Annotated in this window: 17 protein-coding genes; 8 read left to right on the top strand and 9 right to left on the bottom strand. The window is 71.9% G+C overall.

The window, feature by feature from the left end; genetic code table 11:
- Positions 1-30: 30 nt before the first annotated feature.
- Together M8542_RS39270 and araD are read right to left on the bottom strand one after the other, a co-directional pair.
- Complete coding sequence (locus M8542_RS39270) at positions 31-1809, bottom strand: VanW family protein (RefSeq protein ID WP_257925440.1); 1779 nt, start codon at positions 1807-1809, stop codon at positions 31-33.
- A 103-nt stretch (positions 1810-1912) separates the two neighbouring features.
- Entirely contained in the window at positions 1913-3625 is a 1713-nt protein-coding gene (araD, locus tag M8542_RS39275; protein WP_257925441.1) for an L-arabinonate dehydratase, read from the bottom strand.
- A 76-nt stretch (positions 3626-3701) separates the two neighbouring features.
- Here araD and M8542_RS39280 point away from each other — a divergent pair, with 76 nt between their 5' ends.
- From M8542_RS39280 to M8542_RS39290, 3 genes are read left to right on the top strand one after another with little or no spacing between them, the layout of a single operon-like run.
- Positions 3702-4355 carry a GntR family transcriptional regulator gene (locus M8542_RS39280; protein ID WP_257925442.1) on the top strand — a complete coding sequence of 218 codons (654 nt, stop codon included), beginning with the start codon at positions 3702-3704 and terminating at the stop codon, positions 4353-4355.
- The gene (locus tag M8542_RS39285) at positions 4352-4843 is read left to right on the top strand and encodes a metallophosphoesterase family protein (RefSeq protein ID WP_257925443.1); all 492 of its coding nucleotides are present in this window, start codon (positions 4352-4354) and stop codon (positions 4841-4843) included. The genes M8542_RS39280 and M8542_RS39285 overlap by 4 nt, the downstream gene beginning before the upstream one ends.
- A 9-nt stretch (positions 4844-4852) precedes the next feature.
- On the top strand, positions 4853-5839 hold the full coding sequence (locus tag M8542_RS39290) for a PHP domain-containing protein (RefSeq protein WP_257925444.1): 987 nt from the start codon (positions 4853-4855) through the stop codon (positions 5837-5839).
- Here M8542_RS39290 and M8542_RS39295 read toward each other — a convergent pair.
- From M8542_RS39295 to M8542_RS39305, 3 genes are all read right to left on the bottom strand, one after another.
- A complete protein-coding gene (locus M8542_RS39295; protein ID WP_257925445.1) occupies positions 5829-6386 on the bottom strand; it encodes a L,D-transpeptidase family protein in 558 nt (185 codons plus the stop codon). The genes M8542_RS39290 and M8542_RS39295 overlap by 11 nt on opposite strands.
- A complete protein-coding gene (locus tag M8542_RS39300) occupies positions 6386-7240 on the bottom strand; it encodes a chitosanase (protein ID WP_257925446.1) in 855 nt (284 codons plus the stop codon). Before M8542_RS39300 ends, M8542_RS39295 begins: the two co-directional genes overlap by 1 nt.
- A 234-nt stretch (positions 7241-7474) precedes the next feature.
- Complete coding sequence (locus M8542_RS39305; protein WP_257925447.1) at positions 7475-8065, bottom strand: TetR/AcrR family transcriptional regulator; 591 nt, start codon at positions 8063-8065, stop codon at positions 7475-7477.
- Positions 8066-8132: 67 nt separating this feature from the next.
- Here M8542_RS39305 and M8542_RS39310 point away from each other — a divergent pair, with 67 nt between their 5' ends.
- Positions 8133-9611 carry a flavin-containing monooxygenase gene (locus M8542_RS39310; protein WP_257925448.1) on the top strand — a complete coding sequence of 493 codons (1479 nt, stop codon included), beginning with the start codon at positions 8133-8135 and terminating at the stop codon, positions 9609-9611.
- Positions 9592-10425 carry an SDR family oxidoreductase gene (locus M8542_RS39315; protein WP_257925449.1) on the top strand — a complete coding sequence of 278 codons (834 nt, stop codon included), beginning with the start codon at positions 9592-9594 and terminating at the stop codon, positions 10423-10425. Before M8542_RS39310 ends, M8542_RS39315 begins: the two co-directional genes overlap by 20 nt.
- Here M8542_RS39315 and M8542_RS39320 read toward each other — a convergent pair.
- From M8542_RS39320 to M8542_RS39335, 4 genes are all read right to left on the bottom strand, one after another.
- On the bottom strand, positions 10398-11327 hold the full coding sequence (locus tag M8542_RS39320) for a hypothetical protein (protein ID WP_257925450.1): 930 nt from the start codon (positions 11325-11327) through the stop codon (positions 10398-10400). The genes M8542_RS39315 and M8542_RS39320 overlap by 28 nt on opposite strands.
- Positions 11328-11402: 75 nt before the next feature.
- Entirely contained in the window at positions 11403-13502 is a 2100-nt protein-coding gene (locus M8542_RS39325) for a M4 family metallopeptidase (RefSeq protein ID WP_257925451.1), read from the bottom strand.
- Positions 13503-13624: 122 nt separating this feature from the next.
- On the bottom strand, positions 13625-14785 hold the full coding sequence (locus M8542_RS39330) for a saccharopine dehydrogenase family protein (RefSeq protein WP_257925452.1): 1161 nt from the start codon (positions 14783-14785) through the stop codon (positions 13625-13627).
- Positions 14786-15090: 305 nt separating this feature from the next.
- On the bottom strand, positions 15091-15732 hold the full coding sequence (locus M8542_RS39335; RefSeq protein WP_257925453.1) for a GOLPH3/VPS74 family protein: 642 nt from the start codon (positions 15730-15732) through the stop codon (positions 15091-15093).
- A gap of 175 nt (positions 15733-15907) precedes the next feature.
- On the opposite strand from M8542_RS39335, the gene M8542_RS39340 reads away from it, so the two are divergent.
- The 3 genes from M8542_RS39340 to M8542_RS39350 all read left to right on the top strand — a co-directional run bounded on the left by M8542_RS39340 (position 15908) and on the right by M8542_RS39350 (position 19428).
- Positions 15908-17371, top strand: a complete 1464-nt coding sequence (locus M8542_RS39340; protein WP_257925454.1) for an APC family permease — start codon at positions 15908-15910, stop codon at positions 17369-17371.
- The gene (locus tag M8542_RS39345; protein WP_257925455.1) at positions 17368-17934 is read left to right on the top strand and encodes a GNAT family N-acetyltransferase; all 567 of its coding nucleotides are present in this window, start codon (positions 17368-17370) and stop codon (positions 17932-17934) included. Before M8542_RS39340 ends, M8542_RS39345 begins: the two co-directional genes overlap by 4 nt.
- Positions 17935-18264: 330 nt before the next feature.
- Positions 18265-19428 carry a lactate 2-monooxygenase gene (locus M8542_RS39350; RefSeq protein WP_257925456.1) on the top strand — a complete coding sequence of 388 codons (1164 nt, stop codon included), beginning with the start codon at positions 18265-18267 and terminating at the stop codon, positions 19426-19428.
- Positions 19429-19436 lie beyond the last annotated feature (8 nt).

A 19436-nucleotide genomic window follows, 5' to 3' on the forward strand; every position in this document is an offset into this window, starting at 1 on the left:
ACCTCCGTGGCTGCTCAGCGTGAACAGCCGTTAGGAGGGGTCGCAGGTGATTTTCGGTTGCGGGTTGTAACGGACGTTGCGGGTCGAGCGGCTGACCTCGCGGCCGGACGCGACGTCCTTGAGCACCCGGGTGTCGCTCGTGGTGAAGCCCGGCGCGCCGTTGGAGGCGTGGCAGTTCTCCGCCGGCCCCGGCTTGGTCGGCGGGTCGGTCGGGTTCGAGCGCCCGCCCTGGATCGACTCGACGGTGTAGCGCTTGGTGCCCCATAGCTTCACGGTGATCGACGACGGCGACCAGATCGTCTGGATCGCGATGCCGGTCGTCGAGTCGTTCGTGAACTTGATGTCGATGACGCTGGCGCCGTTGGGGTTCTGGAACACTGTCGCCTCGCGCGCGGCGGGGTAGCGGCTGATGTAGTAGCTGTGCTCCTTGTGCCCCGCGTCCTTCATGCCCCCGAAGTACGCCGCGTTGTACAGCGTGGTCGCGAACTGCGAGATGCCACCGCCGACTTCGCGCGCCGGGGCGCCGTTCTCGATGACGCCGGCCTCGACGTACCCCTGCGGCTTGCCGCGCGGGCCGGTGAACCCGTTGAGGCTGAAGGTTTCCCCCGGCTTGACGATGGCGCCGTTGACCTTCTGCGCGACGACGCGGATGTTCGTGCCCGAGTCGGCCGCGAAACCGCCGGTGGTGAACTCGCCGACGACCTCCTTGACGCCCAGCTGGTTCGCCTGCTCGGTCGTCACCTTCGCGGGCGCGTCCTTGTAGATCGCCGGCACCTCGCGGCCGTCGGTCTTCTTGAGCACCTCGGGCAGCGGCTTGAGGCTCGGGTCCCAGTCGATCGTCCGGCCGTCGGTGGACGGGTCGACCGTCGGCTTGCCGCCCTCGAAGACGATGGTCGCCTCCTTGCCCTCCTTCTCGGTGGACTTCAGCTGCGGCCCGGCGGCTTCGGCGATCTTGGCGTTGTCGATCTTCGGCGTCAGGCCGCCGCCCTCGGCGGGCTCGAAGCTCAGCGCCGCGGCGATCGCCTCCGGCTTGACGGTGGCGTTCTTGCCCTCGCCCTTGACCACCAGCGGGCCGGAGACAGCGGGACGCGCGAACTGCTCCAGCGCGGCCTGGACGCCTTCGGCGGTGGTGCGGACCGGCGTGCCGGCCACCGGCAGCGCCAGGGTCTCGCCGCTCGCCCACTTCTCGACGACGGCGGTCTTCGCGGCCGCGACGTCGAGCTTCTGCCCGGGCTTCGGCGGCACGGCGACCGGGTTCGCGCCCTCGAACTTCACGGTGCCCTCGGCCGGGTCGCGGTCGACCTGGCCGCGCAGCCCCTCGAGCGCGGCGGCGAGCTTGGCGTCGTCGGCGTGGCTGACGACGCCGACCTCGCGGCTGGAGAACAGCGACGCCAGGCGCGTGAACGGGTTCAGCGGCTGCTCGCCAGCCTGGTCGAGGGTCTGCGCCCAGTCGAGCTTCAGCCCGGCGAGCGTCGGCGACAGGGTGCCCTGGACGTCGCCGGCGGTGACGGCCATCGGGCGCGTGAGCCGCGGCTCGATCTTGCCGCGCAGCTCCTGCTCGGCGGCGTCGCGGCCCATCCCGCCGACGTCGACGCCCGCGACGGTCACCCCGCGCGGCACGCTGCCCTGGCTGACGAGCAGGTCGACGCCGTAGATCACGACGAGCAGGCCCAGCACCCCGCCCGCGATCCAGCCGGCCTTGCGCAGGTCGCGCTTCTTCGGGGGGTCCGGGTCCGGCTCGGGCCGGACGACCGGCAGGACGTCCGTCTGCTCACCGTGTGACTCGGGCCAGCGCGGTTCGTACGGCAACTCTCCACCCCTTCAACGCGGCGCAGGGTCGCGCCGGTGACGGGATCAGCGTACGTGGCACCCGGACAAGCCGTACGACTCGCCCTAACGGGGGATGAACCGGTCACCGCGCGTCGGGCTCCGGATTGTGCCCAGCCCGCGCCAGGAAGTCGAAGTCGCAGCCTTCGTCCGCCTGCGTGATGTGGTCGCTGTAGAGCGCACCGTAACCCCGTTCGAAGCGGGGCGCCGGTTCGGTCCACTCCGCACGCCGCCGCGCCAGCTCCGCATCGGACACCTCCAGCCGCAGGACCCGCGAAGGAACGTCCAGGGTGATCAGGTCGCCGTCGCGGACCAAGGCCAGCGGCCCGCCGACGTGCGACTCCGGCGCGACGTGCAGCACGCACGCGCCGTAGCTCGTGCCGCTCATCCGCGCGTCGGAGATCCGGACCATGTCCCGCACGCCCTGTTCGAGCAGGTGGGCCGGGATCGGCAGCATCCCGTACTCCGGCATGCCGGGACCGCCGAGCGGGCCCGAACCACGCAGCACCAGCACGGAATCGGCCGTGATGGCCGGGTTTTCGACGCGCTTCTTGAGGTCGGCGTAGTTCTCGAACACGACGGCCGGCCCGGTGTGGGTCAGCAGGTGCGGCTCGGCGGCGATGTGCTTGACCACCGCGCCCGACGGGGCCAGGTTGCCGTGCAGCACGGCGACCCCGCCCTCGGCGGCCACCGGGTTGTCGCGGGTGCGGATGACGTCGTCGTCGTGCACCCGCGCGGCCGCGAGGTCCTCGCCGAGCGTGCGGCCGGTGACCGTGACGCGCTCGGGGTGCAGCAGGTCGGTCAGCCGCGACAACAGCCCGGGCAGCCCGCCCGCGTAGTAGAAGTCCTCCATCAGCCAGGCGCCGCCCGGCCGGATGTTCGCCAGCACCGGCACCCGCCGCGCGATCGCGTCGAAGTCGGCCAGCGACACGTCGATTCCGCTGCGCCCGGCCATCGCGATCAGGTGGATCACCGCGTTGGTCGACCCGCCCAGCGCGAGCACGGTGGTGATCGCGTCGGAATAGGCCCGTTCGTCCAGGATCTGCGTGATGGTCAGGTCTTCCCAGACCATGTCGACGATCCGCGCGCCGCTGGCCGCGGCCATCCGGTGGTGCGCCGAATCGACGGCCGGGATCGACGCCGCGCCCGGCAGCGTCACGCCGAGCACCTCGGCGGCCGACGTCATCGTGGACGCCGTCCCCATCGTCATGCAGTGCCCCGGCGACCGCGCGAGCCCGCGCTCCAGTTCGGACAGTTCGGCGTCGCCGATCAGCCCGGCACGCTTGTCGTCCCAGTACTTCCACATGTCGGTGCCGCTGCCCAGGACCTCGTCGCGCCAGTGCCCGCGCAGCATCGGCCCGGCCGGGACGAAGATGGCGGGCAGTCCCGCGCTCGCCGCGCCCATCAGCAGCGCCGGGGTGGTCTTGTCGCAGCCGCCCATCAGCACGGCGCCGTCGATCGGGTAGGACCGCAGGATCTCCTCGGTCTCCATCGCGAGCAGGTTGCGGTAGAGCATGGGCGTGGGTTTCTGGTAGGTCTCCGACAGCGTCGCGACGGGGAACTCCAGCGGGAAGCCGCCGGCCTGCCAGACACCGCGCTTGACCTGCTCCGCGCGTTCGCGCAGGTGCATGTGGCACGGGTTGATGTCCGACCAGGTGTTGAGGATGCCGATGACCGGTTTGCCGAGGTGCTCCTCCGGGTTGTAGCCCAGTTGCCGGCTGCGGGCGCGGTGGCTGAAGTCGCGTAGTTCGCCGCCGCCGAACCACCGGTGGCTGCGGAGCTCCTCGGGTGCTTTCATGCGATCCAGTATGGCATCTGATATATGATCTCGGGGGCCTGGTTGAATGGGCTTCGACACGAGCGAGGAGCACAGCATGACCGGGACGTTCAGCCTGCCCGCCTCCCGGACCGAAGTGGTCCTGGAGGAGATCCGCCGCGGCATCCTGACCCGCGAGCTGGTGCCCGGTCAGCCCCTCGTCGAAGCGGAGCTCGCCGCGCGGCTCGGCGTGTCCAAGACGCCGGTGCGCGAGGCGCTCAAGGTGCTGTCCAACTCGGGCCTGGTGACGTTCAGCCCGTACAAGGGCGCCTCGGTGGTCACGGTCGACGCCGAGCTCGCGAAGTCCGTTTACGACGTGCGGACGGTGCTGGAGCCCGAAGCCGTCCGGCGCACCGTCGAGCGGCGCGACCCCGAGCTGCTGGAAGACGCGGCCGAGGCGCTGAAGGAGGCGTCGGCGGCCATCGCCGACAAGGACCAGGCCGCGCTGAGCCTGCTCAACCGCCGGTTCCACCGCGCCCTCTACTCGGGCTGCGGCAACCCGCTGCTGGTGAGCATCCTCGACGACCTCAAGGACCGCGCCGCGCTGATCAGCGTCGTCGGCTGGGAAGCCAACCCCAGCTGGAAGAAGGAGTGGACCGAGCACAAGGCGGTGCTCGCGGCGGCCAAGAAGGGCGACGCCGAAGGGGCCGCGGCCCTGCTGAAGGACCACATCGGCGGCTTCCTCGAGCGGGTCCTCAAGGCCATCGGATGAGGCTGCTGCTCATCTCGGACACCCACGCCCGCCCGCTGCCGGAGCAGGTGTGGGCCGAGGTGGCCGCGGCCGACGTCGTCGTGCACGCCGGTGACTGGGTCAAGCTCGGCCTGCTCGACGAGCTGACGGCCCGCAGCAAGCGGCTGATCGGCGTGTACGGCAACAACGACGGCGCCGACCTGCGGGCGCGGCTCCCGGAGATCGCGCGGGCCGACCTCGACGGCGTCCGGCTGGCCGTGATCCACGAAACGGGCTCGAAGCAGGGTCGCGAGCAGCGCTGCGACGCGCAGTTCCCGGACACCGACGTGCTGGTCTTCGGGCACAGCCACATCCCGTGGGACACGACGACGCCGAACGGGTTGCGGCTGCTCAACCCGGGTTCGCCGACCGATCGCCGCCGTCAGCCGCACTGCACGTACCAGACGGCCCGCGTCGAGAACGGCGCGCTGACCGACGTCGAGCTGCATCAACTGCCCCCGAGGGGGTAGACAGGTCCCATGGATCCGGCATGGGCCTTGCGGGAGATCGCGTTCCAGCTCGAACGCGCGGGGGAGCCGACCTATCGCGTGCGCGCGTTCCGGAACGCGGCCGCGACCGTCGACAAGACCGCCCCCGAGCAGCTGGCGCAGCTGGCCGAGAGCGGCACGCTGACGTCGCTGCCCGGCATCGGGAAGGCCACCGCCGGCGTCATCGAGGATGCGCTGGCCGGCCGGGACCCGGCGTACCGCTCGAAGATCGTCGAGAAGAAGCTGCCGGACGGCGAGCCGCTGCGCTCGGCTTTGAAGGGCGACTGCCACACCCATTCGGACTGGTCGGACGGCGGCAGTTCGATCGGCGAGATGGCCGTCGCGGGCCGGGACATCGGCCACGAGTGGATGGTGCTGACCGACCACTCGCCGCGGCTGACCGTCGCGAACGGGCTTTCCCCGGACCGGCTGCGCACGCAGATGCAGATCGTCGCCAAGGCCAACGAGCTGATGGCCCCCTTCCGGCTGCTGCACGGCATCGAGGTCGACATCCTCGACGACGGTTCGCTCGACCAGGAAGAGGAGCTGCTGGGGCAGCTGGACTTCGTCGTCGCGAGCGTGCATTCGAAGCTGCGGATGCCGGCTCGCGACATGACGCGGCGGATGCTGGCGGCGGTGCGGAACCCGCACACGCGGGTGCTGGGGCACTGCACCGGGCGGCTGGTCGTCGGGCGTGGGCGGCCCCAGTCGGAGTTCGACGCCGAGGCCGTGTTCACCGCGTGCCGCGAGAACGGCGTCGCGGTGGAGATCAACTCGCGCCCGGAGCGGCTCGACCCGCCGATGAAGCTGCTGCGGCTGGCCGCGGAGCTCGGCTGCGAGTTCGCCATCGACAGCGACGCGCACGCGCCCGGCCAGCTCGACTGGCAGCCCTACGGCTGCGAGCGCGCGATCGAGGCGGGGATCGGGCCGGAGCGGATCATCAACACCCGCACGGCCGACGAGCTGCTCAGCCGCTGATCTCGATGACCGGGTGCTGCGCCGGGTCGAGCCAGCGCAGGACGGCGTCGAGGTCGGGCGCGGGGATCGCGACGCAGCCCGCGGTCGGTTTCCCATTGGTGACGTGCAGGAAGAACGCCGACCCGGCGCCCGGCACCACCGGTGTGCGGTTGTAGTCGATGACCACGGCCTGGTCGTAGACACCGCCCGCCTGCCCGAGGTTCTCCCCGGCGGCCTCGTCGAACGGGTACGTGCCGGGAGCGCACGAGAAGTGCGTGTTGTAGTACGGGGATTTCACGTCCGAAACCCACCAGTCCGCGGTGGTGACCCGCCGGTACGGCAGTTTCGTGGTGGCCGGCCGGTGGCCGAAGCCCTCGGTCAGCGGCCAGGTCCCGGCCGGGGTGCGGGAAACGGTTTCCCCCGCCTCGCCGACGCCGTCCCGCCCGAGCCACGCGGCGATCGGGCCGTGGACGCGAAACCGGCCGGTCCGGGTGTGTTCCCAGGTCGTGAGGACGGCTGTGGCCGCCGTCGCGGCGTTCGCGACGACGGCCACCACCTGACGGGTCATCAGTTGATGGTGTAGGAGTCCCCGTACACCTTCCACTTCAGCGGGGTGTGCAGGTCGTAGTTGCCCTCGCTGAGGAACTTCGCCTGCTCGGTGTCGACGCGCGAGGTGTCGGCGTGCGCCTCTTCCTGCTTCATGATCACCTTGCGGGCGGCGAAGAACGCCTTGAGGTACGTCGCCTCGTCGCCGCCCTGGGCCGGGGTCTTCGCCTTCTTCATCGCGGCCTTGCGGATGCCGCCGAAGCTGTCGGAGCTGTCGCCGGGGCCGTGCATCACGATGGCGTCGTAGTAGGCGAACTGGCCGAGGTTGCTGAGGCCGTCCGACTTGCCCTGGCTCACCGCGGGGTTGAAGTAGACGCGGTCGCGCTCGCTGTTCTGCGCGTTCTGGAACGCGGTGGTGGCCGCGGCCTGCTTCCACGCGCTCTCGAACGCCGAGCCGAGGCCGGAGTGCGAGTCGGTGCCGTTCACCTTGCGCAGCGCGGGAAGGTACTTGGCCAGGGGGTTGTTCGGGACGGAGTTCGTGTACGCCTCGACGAGCTCGAGCATGTCGCCGGTGCCGGAGCAGAACCCGATGATGCCGGCGGTGTAGCCGCGGCCGTCGCCGATGTCTTCGATGTACTTGTACTGCGCTTTCCAGTCCAGCGACGAGTTTTCCGCGCTGGAGACCAGCTTCATCGCGATCTCCTTCTTCGCCGGGGCCGACAGGTCGCCGACGGCGAGGGCGGTCGCGCTGTGCGCGGTGTTCGCGGCCAGCGGCGCGGGTGCCGCCGAGGAGAGCGCGGGGGTGGTGATCACGAGGGCGGCGGCGGAGGCCGCGCCGAGCGCGCCGATGAAGACCGGCCGCAACTTCTTGCTCATGGGTGGAGACCCTTTCCGCGGGGTGCGCCGTGGGGGATCACGGCGGGTACGGGTGATGCGGGTGGAGCTGCGGCGTAGCGACACGGTAGCGAAGAGTCAGCGCGCTCCACAAGAGGCGGAACTCGTTCATGTTCGTGAACGGTCCGGACCACCCCCGGCGAGGTCCTCAAAGGACCCGGGCGCGGCAAATAGGTAACCCCGGCAAGGGAAAGAAGACTATTTCGGGTGCGCGGGTCAGCGGACTCCGGCGAAGATGCGGATGACGTCCGGCAGCACGTTCACCGGGATCGTCGGGTCGATGGCGCGCTGGACGCCGAGGCCGATGCCGAGGCTGAGCAAGGCCGTCGCGGCGTCGTCGGCCGACATGGGCAGCGTGAGCCCGAACCGGTCGACGTACCCGGTCAGCAGCCCGGCGATGGTGTCGCGGATGGCCTTGTCCCGCACCGCCAGCTCGGCGCGCACGTGCGGGTTGCGCCGGGCGTTCGTGGCGAACTCGACCTCCAGGGCGGTCCACGCTTCGTCGCCGATGCTGCGCTCGGCCCAGGTCTGGAACGCCGCCAGCAGCCCGTCGATCCCGTCCGCGCCGACCAGCGCCTCCGCGACCAGCGTGACCTGCTCGTCGTGGATCCGGTCGAGCACCGCGAGGCAGAGCTCGTCCTTGTTGCGGAAGTTCGAGTACACCGCGCCCTTCGAGTAGCCGGCCTCGTCGGCGACCTTCTCCAGCGACGTCATCGAGTAGCCGTCACGCAGGAAGAGCTGCTTGGCGGTCTCGATCAGCTGCTCGCGGGTGCGCGCCTGGCTTTCCGCGCGGGTGAGTCGGGCCATGGCCGCCACTCTAGTCGGGTCCGGAATCGGGGTACCAATGGTATTGAGATACTGATAGTCTCCGAAAATGGAACAACGCGACTTCGCGGTCCTCGTCATCGGCGCCGGGGCGTCCGGGCTGGGTGCGGCCATCCGGCTGGGCCAGGCCGGCGTCGACGACCTCGCCGTGCTGGAGAAGGCCGACACGCTGGGCGGGACCTGGCGGGACAACACGTACCCGGGCTGCGCGTGCGACGTCCCGTCGGCGCTGTACTCCTACTCTTTCGCGCCGAATCCCGAGTGGACGCGGGCGTTCGCCGGGCAGGCCGAAATCCGCGCCTACCTGCGGGACACCGCCGAGCGGTTCGGCGTCACCGGCAAGATCCGCTACGGCGTGGAGGTGACCCGGGCGCAGTGGAACGACCGCGACGGGCGGTGGGAGCTGGAGACGTCACAGGGCCCGTACACCGCGCGGGTCCTGGTCGCCGGCACCGGTCCGTGGCACGAGCCGAAGATCCCGGACCTGCCGGGCCTCGGCGGGTTCCCGGGCGAGGTCTTCCACTCCGCGCGCTGGAACCACGGCTACGACCTGGCCGGCAAGCGGGTCGCGGTGATCGGCACCGGCGCGTCGGCGGTCCAGTTCGTCCCGGAGATCGTGCCGCGGGTGGGGCGGCTGCACCTGTTCCAGCGCACCGCGCAGTGGGTGCTGCCGAAGCCGGACCACTACGTCCCGGGGGTCGAGCGGTTCCTGCTGCGGCGGTTCCCCGCGGCGCAGCGGGCGTTGCGCAGTGCGGAGTACGGCGCGATGGAGACGCTCGGCTTCGGGTTCCGGCACCCGTGGCTGCTGCGGCAGGTGCAGAAGATCGGGCTCGCCCACCTGCGGCTGACCGTGCGGGATCCGGTGCTGCGCCGGGCGTTGACGCCGGACTACACCCTCGGCTGCAAGCGCCTGCTCATGTCCAACACCTACTACCGGTCGCTGACGCGGTCCCATGTGGGCGTTCACCCGACGGCGGTGCGCGCGATCTCCGGCAGCCGGATCTCCGGCGCGGACGGCTCCTCGGCGGAGGTCGACGCGATCATCTTCGGCACCGGGTTCCACATCCTCGACATGCCGGTGTCGGCCCGGGTGTTCGACGCCGCGGGCCGCAGCCTCGACGACCACTGGAAGGGCAGCCCCCAGGCGTACGCGGGGACGACGGTGGCCGGGTTCCCGAACCTGTACCTGCTGCTGGGCCCGAGTCTCGGCACCGGGCACTCGTCGGCGTTCATGATCCTCGAAGCCCAGCTGCGCCACACGGTGGCGGCGGTGACCCGGACCCTGCGTGCGGACGGGACGGTGCTGTCGGTCCGCCCGGAGGCGCAGGCGGCGTTCAACGCGGCGGTCCAGGCGGCGTTGCCGGGCACGGTGTACCAGTCGGGCGGCTGTTCGAGCTACTACACGGATGTCAACGGCCGCAACAGTTTCAGCTGGCCGTTCTCGACCGGGCGGCTGCGGTCGCAGGTCGGGGCGTTCGACGAAGGCGACTACGAGATCGGGAGGGTCCATGCGGTATCCGGCGATTGAGGTGCGCGGCGCGGTGGTCGCGATCACCGGCGGGGCGCGGGGGATCGGCCGCGCGACGGCGGCGGAGTTCGCCGCACGCGGGGCGACCGCGTGCGTCGGTGACCTCGACGCGGCCGAGGGCGTGCCCTCGTTCCCGCTGGACGTCACGAACCGCGAGTCGTTCGACGCCTTCACCGCGGCGGTGACCGAACGGTTCGGGCGGATCGACGTCCTGGTGAACAACGCGGGTGTGATGCCGCTGGGCGACTTCCTCGAGGAGCCCGACGCGACCGGCCGGACCACCCTCGACGTCAACGTCCAGGGGCTGGTCCACGGGCTGCGGTCGGTGCTGCCGGGGATGATCGCCCGCGGGCGCGGGCACGTCGTCAACGTCGCGTCCATGGCCGGGAAGATCCCGCTGCCCGGCATGGCCGTGTACAACGCGAGCAAGTTCGCCGCCGTCGGGCTGACCGCGGCGGTCCGGCGCGAGTACGCCGCGACTGGCGTGAGCGTCAGCGCGGTGCTGCCAGGCGCGGTGCGCACCGAGCTGGCGTCCGGTGTGCGGCTGGGCGGGGCACTGCCCACAGTGGACCCCGAGGACGTCGCGAAGGCGATCGCCGGCACGCTGAAGTCCCGCCGGGCCGAGACGGCGGTGCCGCGCTGGCTCGCCGGCTGGGACCTGCTCGACGCGCTCACCCCGGAGCCGCTGATGGCCTGGGCCCGCGGCCTGATCGGCGACGACCGGGCCCTGACCGAACTGGACCCGGAAGCCCGCGCCGCCTACGTGCACCGGGTGGCGAACCAGGTTCAGTCCCACTCCCAGCACATCCCGTAGACGCCCGGCTGGGCGTCCAGCACCGCGACGTGGCTCGTCCCGCGCGGGCCGATCGGCAGCTCCGGGCGGTCGGTCGCCGCCTCGCCGTCGTAGCGGTAGCAGCGCACCGGCACCGCCGCCGGGTCGAAGCACGCCTGCAGCACGATCTGCCGGGCCGGCGCCCGCACGCCGAACTGGAGGTAGCTCGTTTCCGGCGGGGAGCCGTCGTAGCCGAACTCGAAGTCGAACACGTACGTCTCGCCGGCCCGCAGCGGGTAGTCGAAGCGCAGTTCGAGGGCCACCAGCTCCGAATCGGCGTCGCGGCGGACGCGGCCCGGGCGGCAGCAGTGCGCCGAGCGCAGCACCGGCCGGTGGTCGCCGCCGGACTGCGGCCGGAAGAACGACACCCAGCGGTCGACGCCGTCCTCGCGGCTGGTCACCACCAGCTCCGTGCGCACCGAGCGTTCGGTGCGGTCCGGCCCGAACGCCGCCCGCTGGTGGACCGACGCCAGCGCGAGCCGGGCGTTGCCGTCGAGGTCGATGCCGTCGCACGAGGCCAGCTCCGTCGGCTCGGAGCCGAGCGCGCTGGCCAGGCTGACCCCGCCCGGCCACAGCGGCGCCCGGCGCTCGCGCGGCCGCGCCACCAGGCTCGTCAGCGCGTCCGCGGGCAGGCCGAGGCAGCTTTCCGCGACGCCCACCGCGTGCAGCGACCGGTGCCCTTCGGGGTGGCGCCGCCCCCGGCGCCAGTAGCTCAGCGTCGCCAGGCTGACCTGGGCGCCGCGGGTCGCCATCCGCCGCTGCAGGGCCTCCAGGCTCAGGCCGCGGCGCCGGATCGCCAGGTCGAAGGCGACCTCGAACGGTCCATCGCGGACCGCGTCGGCGACCCCGGTGTCGCCGGTGTCGTTCTCGGAGAACGCTTCCATTCGGGTAAGCATGAATACCGGACGCACCGGACGCAACGAGGCCTGCCACCAAAGTAGGTGGCAGGCCTCGTGGGGTCAGCTCACGGTGACCCCGGTGTCGTCCACGGCGAACGACGTCTGCAGGGACTGGTCCTCCGTCCCGGCGAACTTCAGCGTGATCGTCTGGCCCGCGTACGAAGACAGGTCGAGCGTCTTCTGCGCGTACGCGGTGTTCCGGTCGAGGTTCGTGTACGTCGCCAGCGTCGTCGAACCGGCCGACACGACGAGCTTGTCGTAGGCGACGTTCTCGGTTTCGGCCGTCCAGACGCGCAGCCAGAAGGTCAGGCTCGCCCGGCAGTTCGCGGGGATCGTGACCGACTGCGTGATCGTGTCCGTGTGGGCCGAACCCCAGCCGCCGAGCCAGGAGTCGTAGCTGCCCGAGCGCGCCGGCGCCTGGCTGCCCCACTGGCCGATCGTCGTGTTCGGGTCGGACCAGGACGCCTTGCCGGACTCGAAGCCCGGGTTCTGCACCAGCTGCCCGTTGCACCCGCCCGGGGGCGGCGTGGTCGTCGTCGGCGGCGTGGTGGTGGTCGGCGGGGTGGTGGTGGTCGGCGGCGTGGAAGTGCACGTCGGGTCGCCGGACTGCGCCGGGACGCTCACCGCGTTCCAAGCCGCCTTCACCGCGTCGAACTCGGCGCAGCTGTTCGGGTAGAGGTTCTTCGCGGCCTGCAGCGTCCACGTGCGGTAACGCAGGTAGTTGCTGCCGGAGGTCTTCAGCTGCACCGCGCCGTGCATGATGTTGATCGCCTTGCGGATGCCGAGGCCGGCCACCGTGCTGTTGTTGCACGTCGAGCTCGTCGGCTGCCCGTTGGTCGGGTTGCTGCCCTCGGCCAGCAGGTAGAACCAGTGGTCGCCGGGGCCGGCGGCCTTGTGCACCTCGGCGTTCGGCGTCGAGCTGGAGTAGCAGCTCGGGTCGCCCACCTTCGACGGGTCGTACATGTAGCGGATCGCGCCGGTGCCGACCAGGTTGACCTCTTCGCCGATCGCGTAGTCCGGCGGGTCGTACTGCGACGGCTCGTTCGCGTAGAACTCCGTCGCCGTGCCGAAGGTGTCGGCGATGAACTCCTGCGTGCCGCCGCCGGAGAAGCCGCCGGAGCCGGAGTAGTCGTCGACGCCGTGGCCCATTTCGTGGCCGAGGATGTCGAGCGAGCCGACCCACTCGCCGCTCGGGTTGTGGCCCAGGTTCACGTATGCGGGCCGCGAGTTGTAGTAGTAGGCGTTCTCGTCGTCGAGGCCGACGCGGATCTTCCACGCGCCGCCGTTGCCGGTGAAGCCGTTGCGGCCCACCCACTCCGAGAGCATCTTCTTCTCGGTCTGCGCGACGAACAGCGCGTCGGCGCAGCCGGTCTCGATGTTCGTGCCGGTGCCGTTGCCCCAGCTGTCGTCGGGTCCGGTGAGGACGGAGTCGCTGCTGTAGTTGCGGCAGTCGAGGTTCGGGGTGTTCGGGTCGGCCATCGAGTACGTGCTGCCGGACTTCGTCGTGTTCAGCTGGAGTGGCGACGGCCCGTTCCACTTGCCGGTGCCGGTGCCCGCGGCGACGTGCTGCACGGTCCGCAGCACGCGCCCGTCCACGGCGTCGACGTAGACGCTCAGGCTGCTCGGCTCGCCGTGTTCGTCGGTGCCCTCGACGTTGCTTTCGTATGCGAGGCGTCCGCTGCCGTCGGCGACCACGACGAGCTTCCCGCCGGGCAGGCTCTTCGGCCCGCGGACCTGCTTGCGCGCCACGGCTTCCGCCTGCGCGGCGGTGAGCTTCGCGCCGTGGACGTCGAGGTCGCCGAGGGCCTGCTGCTGCGCGACGGACGTGGTCTTCACGGTGCCGGCGGCGTCGGTGGCGATGACCAGGTCGCCGCCGATCACCGGCAGGCCGTCGTAGGTGCGGTCGTAGACGACGTAGGACAGCCCGGCCGCCGAACGCACGTCACGCTGGACGAACTTGTCGTGCGTCCCGGCGTGGACGGCGGCGGGCCGGGCGTTGACCAGGTTCGCCGCCGCGGCGGTGGCGTTGGCCTGGGCCTGCGCGGCGGAGGGCGGCGGTGTGGGGACGGGCTGCGCGGGCGCGGCGACGGCGATGCCGACCACGACCATGCCCGCCGCCGTCGCCCCGCCGAGCGCGGCGAACCGTTGGGGCACTCTCATGACGCTCCTTGGGAAACGCGAGGGGGAGGGAGAACCCGATCGACGCTAACCGCGGCCCAGGAGCGGCAGAAGATTCATCACAGCACCGGAATTTCACGCTCGGCGCTGTGAAAGCGTGAAAGTCAGAGGGTCGCGAACCGCAGGCCCGCCTTGGTGAGGCGGTCGATCAGCGCGTCGCCCATCGCGGTCGCCGTGGTCACCTGGCCCGCGGTTTCCGGGAGGTCGTCGGTGGCGAGGCACAACGCCGATTCCGCGAGCATCTTCGCCGTCTCGTCGTAGCCCGGGTCGCCGCCGGAGACCTCGGTGACGACGCGCTCGCCGCCACCCTCGCCGACGAACCGCACCGAAAACCACGACCGCGCCCGGCGTTCCGGGCTCGGGCCGTCGCCCGGCGCCAGCAGCCGCGACAGCCCGCGTCGCGCCGGCGGGACCTGCGCCGCGGCGAGCAGGGCGCCGGCGCCGAGCACGCCGCCCGCGAGCACCGGAAGGTGTTTCACGGCCGCGAAGTGCCGGTAGGTGAAGTCGGGCCCGTACCGTTCGGACGCGGCCGCCGAGCGGCGCACGACGTCGGGATCGATGGTCGGCAGCGGCACGGCCCACCAGCCCGCGTCGGCGACCCGGTGCGGCCGCCCGAGCGGCGCGCGCGAAAAGCGTCCGGCGGGCCGCGGTTCGGCCGCCGCACGCTCCTTGGCCACGCGTGCCCCGGCCGGCAGCCGGGACATGATGGTCAGCGCGCTGAGGAACGTGCCACCGGAGGGCATCCCGCCGGCCCGGACGTAGCCGTCCACTTTCAGCGGAACGCCTTCGGGCAGCTGCTTGACGGTGAAGTAGGCGCCGAGGTCGTGCGGGATCGAGTCGAACCCGCAGGCGTGCACGAGCCGCGCGCCGGTCTCGCGGGCGCGCCGGTCGTGGGCGAGGTACATCCGGTCGACGAACTCGGGCTCCCCGGTGAGGTCGACGTAGTCGGTACCGGCGTCGGCGCAGGCGGCCACGAGCGGCTCACCATGGGTGAGGTAGGGGCCGACGGTGGTGATGACGACCTTCGTGGCCTCGGCGACGGCTTTGAGGGACTGCTCATCGCCGGAGTCGGCGACGAGCAGGTCGAGCGTGCCGAACCGGTCATCGATCGCCGCGAGCCGGGCCCGCACGCCCTCGAGCTTCGCCCGGTTGCGCCCGGCAAGCGCCCACCGCAGGTCGGCGGGCGCGTGGCGGGCCAGGTACTCGGCGGTCAGGCCACCGGTGAACCCGGTGGCCCCGAACAGGACCACGTCGTGCGCACGCATGTCTCCTCCAGAGGACGTCGACGGCGAACGCGCTCAGGTTACCCGCGAGTCACATCGGTCCGCCGATCCAGTTGGGGTGGTCGCTGGGTGGTGCCGGTTCGGGTCCGGGCGGCCGCCACTGCGGTTCCGCCGCCCGCCTTTGTGCCGCTCGCCGGCCACCGCCGCGCTTCCTGCTTGGGCCGGTCGCCGCGCCGCGATCTGCTTCCGGCGGCCGGCGCAGCCGACGGCTGCATCGCCGGGGTGGTTCCGGTCGCCGGTGCGGGCCGCCGCGCTTCCCGCTCGCCGCCGGCCGGCCGCCCTCGCTCTTACTTCCGGTCGCCCGTGTAAACGACCGCCGCCGCCACCGCGGCCACTCCGCTGATCACGTCCGCGATCCGCCGCGGCAGCGCCTCGTGCGTGTCCTCCATCCACGCCCGGACCTGAGCCCGCCCCAGCTCGGGCTCGCACAGGTCATCCACCCCCGCCGTCCACGCCAGCAGGGCCAGGCACGCCGCGTGCGGGTCGGGGCGGTCCACCCCGAACACCGCCGACCGGGCCTTGCTGCGTGCCGCCGTCGACACGAGGAGGTCCGCCGGTGGGTAGCGGTGGCGGCGTCGCAACAGGAGCCGATCCGGTTCGCGCCGGACGAGGCCGAGCGCGACGAGATTGGCGGCCGCGACCGACGGCAGTTCCGTGCGCAGGTGGTCCACCCAGTCGCGCACGCTGTGGCCGCCCTTTTCCGAAACAATTTCGGAAAACACGTGATCGGCGGTCGGAATTCCCGGCGGTCGTCCCGCGATCGGGTGAACCTTGCGGTCGTCGACCGTGATCCGGTCGGTGAACAGCAAGTCGCACAACGCCGCCCCCGCCAGGCCGATCCCCAGCGAGGTGCGGCTGAGTGACGGACGTCCGGTGAACTCGTCGTGCCCGAGGAAGAAGAACGAATCGACCAAGGTGAGCCGGCGCATGACGGAAATGGGCCCCCTGGGCGGTCGCGGTGAGGATGCCGAAGATAGCGGTACGGCGTCTCCGCGCTTTCGGTGCCATCACGTTTTACCCCGAACGGACGTACCGCCGGCGGGGGCGGACCCCCTACTCTGGGTCGCCGCCGCCAAGATCACCTATGGCGCGGGGGGAAGGTTCATGGGTACCCACTCACCGGGGCACGGCCTCGGCCGGAAGCGGCTCGGCGCCGCGCAGATCGTCTTTTTCGTCGTCGCCGCGGCCGGTCCGCTGTACGCGATCGCCGGCGGGGTCTCGGCGACCTACGCGGTGACCGGCAGCGTCGGCGTGCCGTTGTCGTTCGTCCTGCTGGCCCCGGTGCTTGCGTTGTTCGCCGTCGGGTACGCCGCGATGAGCCGCTACATCACGAACGCCGGCGCGTTCTACCCCTATGTGGCGCACGGGATCGGGCGCTCGGCCGGCACCGCGGTCTCGTACGTGACGGTGCTCGCCTACAGCTCCATCCAGCTCGGGGTGTTCGGCCTCTTCGGCCTTTCGGTCTCCACCTGGCTCGGTGACGTCTTCGGGCTGACCGTGCCGTGGTGGCTGGTGGCGTTGCTGATGGTGCTCGTCGTCGGCGCGGGCGGCGTGCTGCGGATCGACCTCAACGCGAAGGTGCTCGGCGTCGCGCTCGGGCTCGAGGTCGCGGTGCTCGTGGTGCTGAACGTCGGGATGTTCAGCCACCCGGCCGGTGGCGTGGTTTCCTTGACCCCGCTGTCGCCGTCGAGCCTGTTCACCGCGGGCGTCGGCGCGGTTTTCGCTTTCTCCATCGCGGTTTTCACCGGCTTCGAAGGCGCCGCGACCTACGGCGAGGAGTGCCGCGACCCGCGTCGCACGGTCGGCCGCGCGACGTACATCGCGATCGGCCTGACCGCGGTGCTGTACATCGCTTCCTCGCTCGGCATGGCGGTCGCGACCGGTCCGGACCACATCGTCGAGCGCGCCGCGGCCGAGGGTCCCGGCCTGCTGTTCGGGCTCGGCGGCCAGTACGTCGGCACGGCGTTCGCCGACACGGCGTACGTGCTCTTCCTGACCAGCCAGTGCGCCGCGCTGCTGAGCTTCCACAACGCGGTCGCCCGCTACTTCTTCGCGCTGGGCCGGGAAGGCCTGCTGCCCGAGGGCTTCAGCCGGACGAGCCAGCGCACCGGCGCGCCGATCGGCGGCTCGCTGGTCCAGACCACGATCAGCTTCGTCGTGGTTTCGGTGTTCGCGCTGACCGGACGGGACCCGTTCACCGACCTGTTCACGTGGACCGGCGTCACCGCCTCGACGGGCGTCACGATCATCATGATCGCGGTCTCGCTGTCGGTGATCGGCTTCTTCCGCCGCCGTCCCGGCCGGGAGACCTGGTGGCGGCGCGCGGGCGCCCCGGCGCTCGCGGCGGTGACGCTCACCGCGGTGCTGGTGCTGATCATCGTCAACTTCGACGTCCTGCTGGGGCCGGCGGGCTCGATCCCGTTGCTGCGCTGGGGCCTGCCGGGGCTGCTGGTGCTGGCGGGGCTGGTCGGCTTCCTGCGCGCGGAGGCGCTGCGCACGAGGCGCCCGGAGGTGTACGCGGGCATCGGCGGCCCGCTGCGCGAGGACGAGCTGGTGGACTCACCGTGAGCGACGTCCGGGCGGCCGCGCCCGCGGAGCGGGACGCCGTGCTCGCGATCCTGGTCGCGGCGTTCCAGGACGACCCGGTGAGCCGCTGGGTGTTCCCGGACGCGGAACGCCGCCGCGCGATCTCGCACCCGGCGTTCTTCGGCGCGCTCTTGGACGCGGGTTTCGCGGCGGGGCACGTCGACCTGACGGAGGACCACACGGCGGCGGTGATCTGGCTCCCGCCATCAGGCGACGACGACGGCCCGATCGACGGGCTCCTCGAGACCGAACTCGCGCGGCTCGGAGAGTTGCTGGAGCTGATGGTCGCCCGCGAGCCGGCCGGACCGCTGTGGCACGCGCAGTTCATCGGCGTGCTGCCGGAGCATCAGGGCGGGGGCATCGGCGAGCGCCTGATGCGCCACGGCCTCGACCGCGCCGACGCCGAGGGGGTGCCGGCGTACCTGGAGGCGAGTTCCCCGGACAGCACCCGGCTCTACCGCCGCCTGGGGTTCCGCGACCACGGGCCGGCGTTCAATGCGCCTGGAGGGCCGCCGATGCAGCCGATGTGGCGCGCGCCGAGCTGACTGGCGAGCGGTGGTCGGCGGCCTCGGCCCGGTGCGCGATGTGGCCGGTGTGGCGCGTGCCGAGCTGACCCGGTTCCGCTCGGGCGCGCCGAGCTGCCGGTGTGGTGGGGTCTTGCGTGAGCCGGCAGGCCGGCCCCATGCGCGTGGCGGCGACCGTTGCAGCCGATGTGGCGCCCACCGAGCCGAGCCGGTCCGGCCCGCCGGAGTAGCGAGCCCGCGCGAGCCGATCACCACGAGCCGCCCACCCACTCGGCGCCGGCCGATCCGGCGTCCCCGACCCAGCGTCGTTACCGGCGAGTACTCTGCCCCCTCGAAGGCGAGGAGGAAGCCGTGACCGAACGCTTCGGCAGCTACCAGAACGAGCTCTACCTGCAGGGACTCGGTGGTCAGCTGCCGCCGTGCTCGACCGATGCCACCAAGCTCGAAGCCTCCGCCCGGGAGGTCATGGCGCCCGGGCCCTTCTCCTACGTCGCCGGGGCCGCCGGGTCCGGCGCCACCGCGCGGGCCAACCGGGAGGCCTTCGACCGGTGGCGGGTCGTGCCGCGGATGCTCACCGGCGCCACCGACCGCGATCTCGCCACCACCGTGCTCGGCACGCGCCTGCCCGCGCCGGTGGCCGTCGCGCCCGTCGGGGTCCAGTCGATCGTCCACCCCGACGCCGAGTCCGCCACCGCGCGGGCCGCCGCGTCGGTCGGGCTGCCCTTCATCCTCTCCACGGCTTCCTCCACCGGCATCGAGGACGTCGCCGCGGCCAACGGGGACGGGCCGCGCTGGTTCCAGCTCTACTGGCCCGGCGACGCGGACGTCTGCGCGAGCCTGCTCGCCCGGGCGAAGAAAGCCGGCTACACCGCCCTGGTCGTCACCCTCGACACCTGGACGCTCGCCTGGCGACCGTCCGATCTGGACCAGTCCTACCTGCCCTTCCTCACCGGCGAAGGCCTCGCCGTCCCGTTCACCGACCCGGTGTTCCTGTCCCGGCTGGAGAAGACGCCGGAGGAGGACCGGGGCACCGCGATCCTGACCTGGCTCGGCATGATCACCGGGACCGACCGGACCTGGGACCAGCTGCCGTTCCTGCGCGAGCACTGGGACGGCCCGATCGTGCTCAAGGGCATCCAGCACGTCGCCGACGCGCGCCGCGCGGCCGAGGCCGGCATGGACGGCATCGTCGTCTCCAACCACGGCGGCCGCCAGGTCGACGGCGCGATCGGCGCGCTCGAGGCGCTGCCCGGCATCGTCGCCGCGGTCGGTGACCGGCTGGAGGTGCTCTTCGACTCCGGCGTCCGCACCGGCGCCGACGTGCTCAAGGCGATCGCGCTGGGCGCGCGGGCGGTGCTGGTCGGCCGTCCGTGGGTGTACGGCCTGGCGCACGCGGGCGAGGACGGCGTCCGGCACGTGCTGCGGAGCCTGCTCGCCGACTTCGACCTGACCATGGGCCTGTCCGGCCACCGCACCCTCGCCGACCTGGGCCCGGACTCGCTCCAGCGCGCCTGAGCGCGGTG

The organism is Amycolatopsis iheyensis, from assembly GCF_024703995.1.
Lineage (GTDB): Bacteria > Actinomycetota > Actinomycetes > Mycobacteriales > Pseudonocardiaceae > Amycolatopsis > Amycolatopsis iheyensis.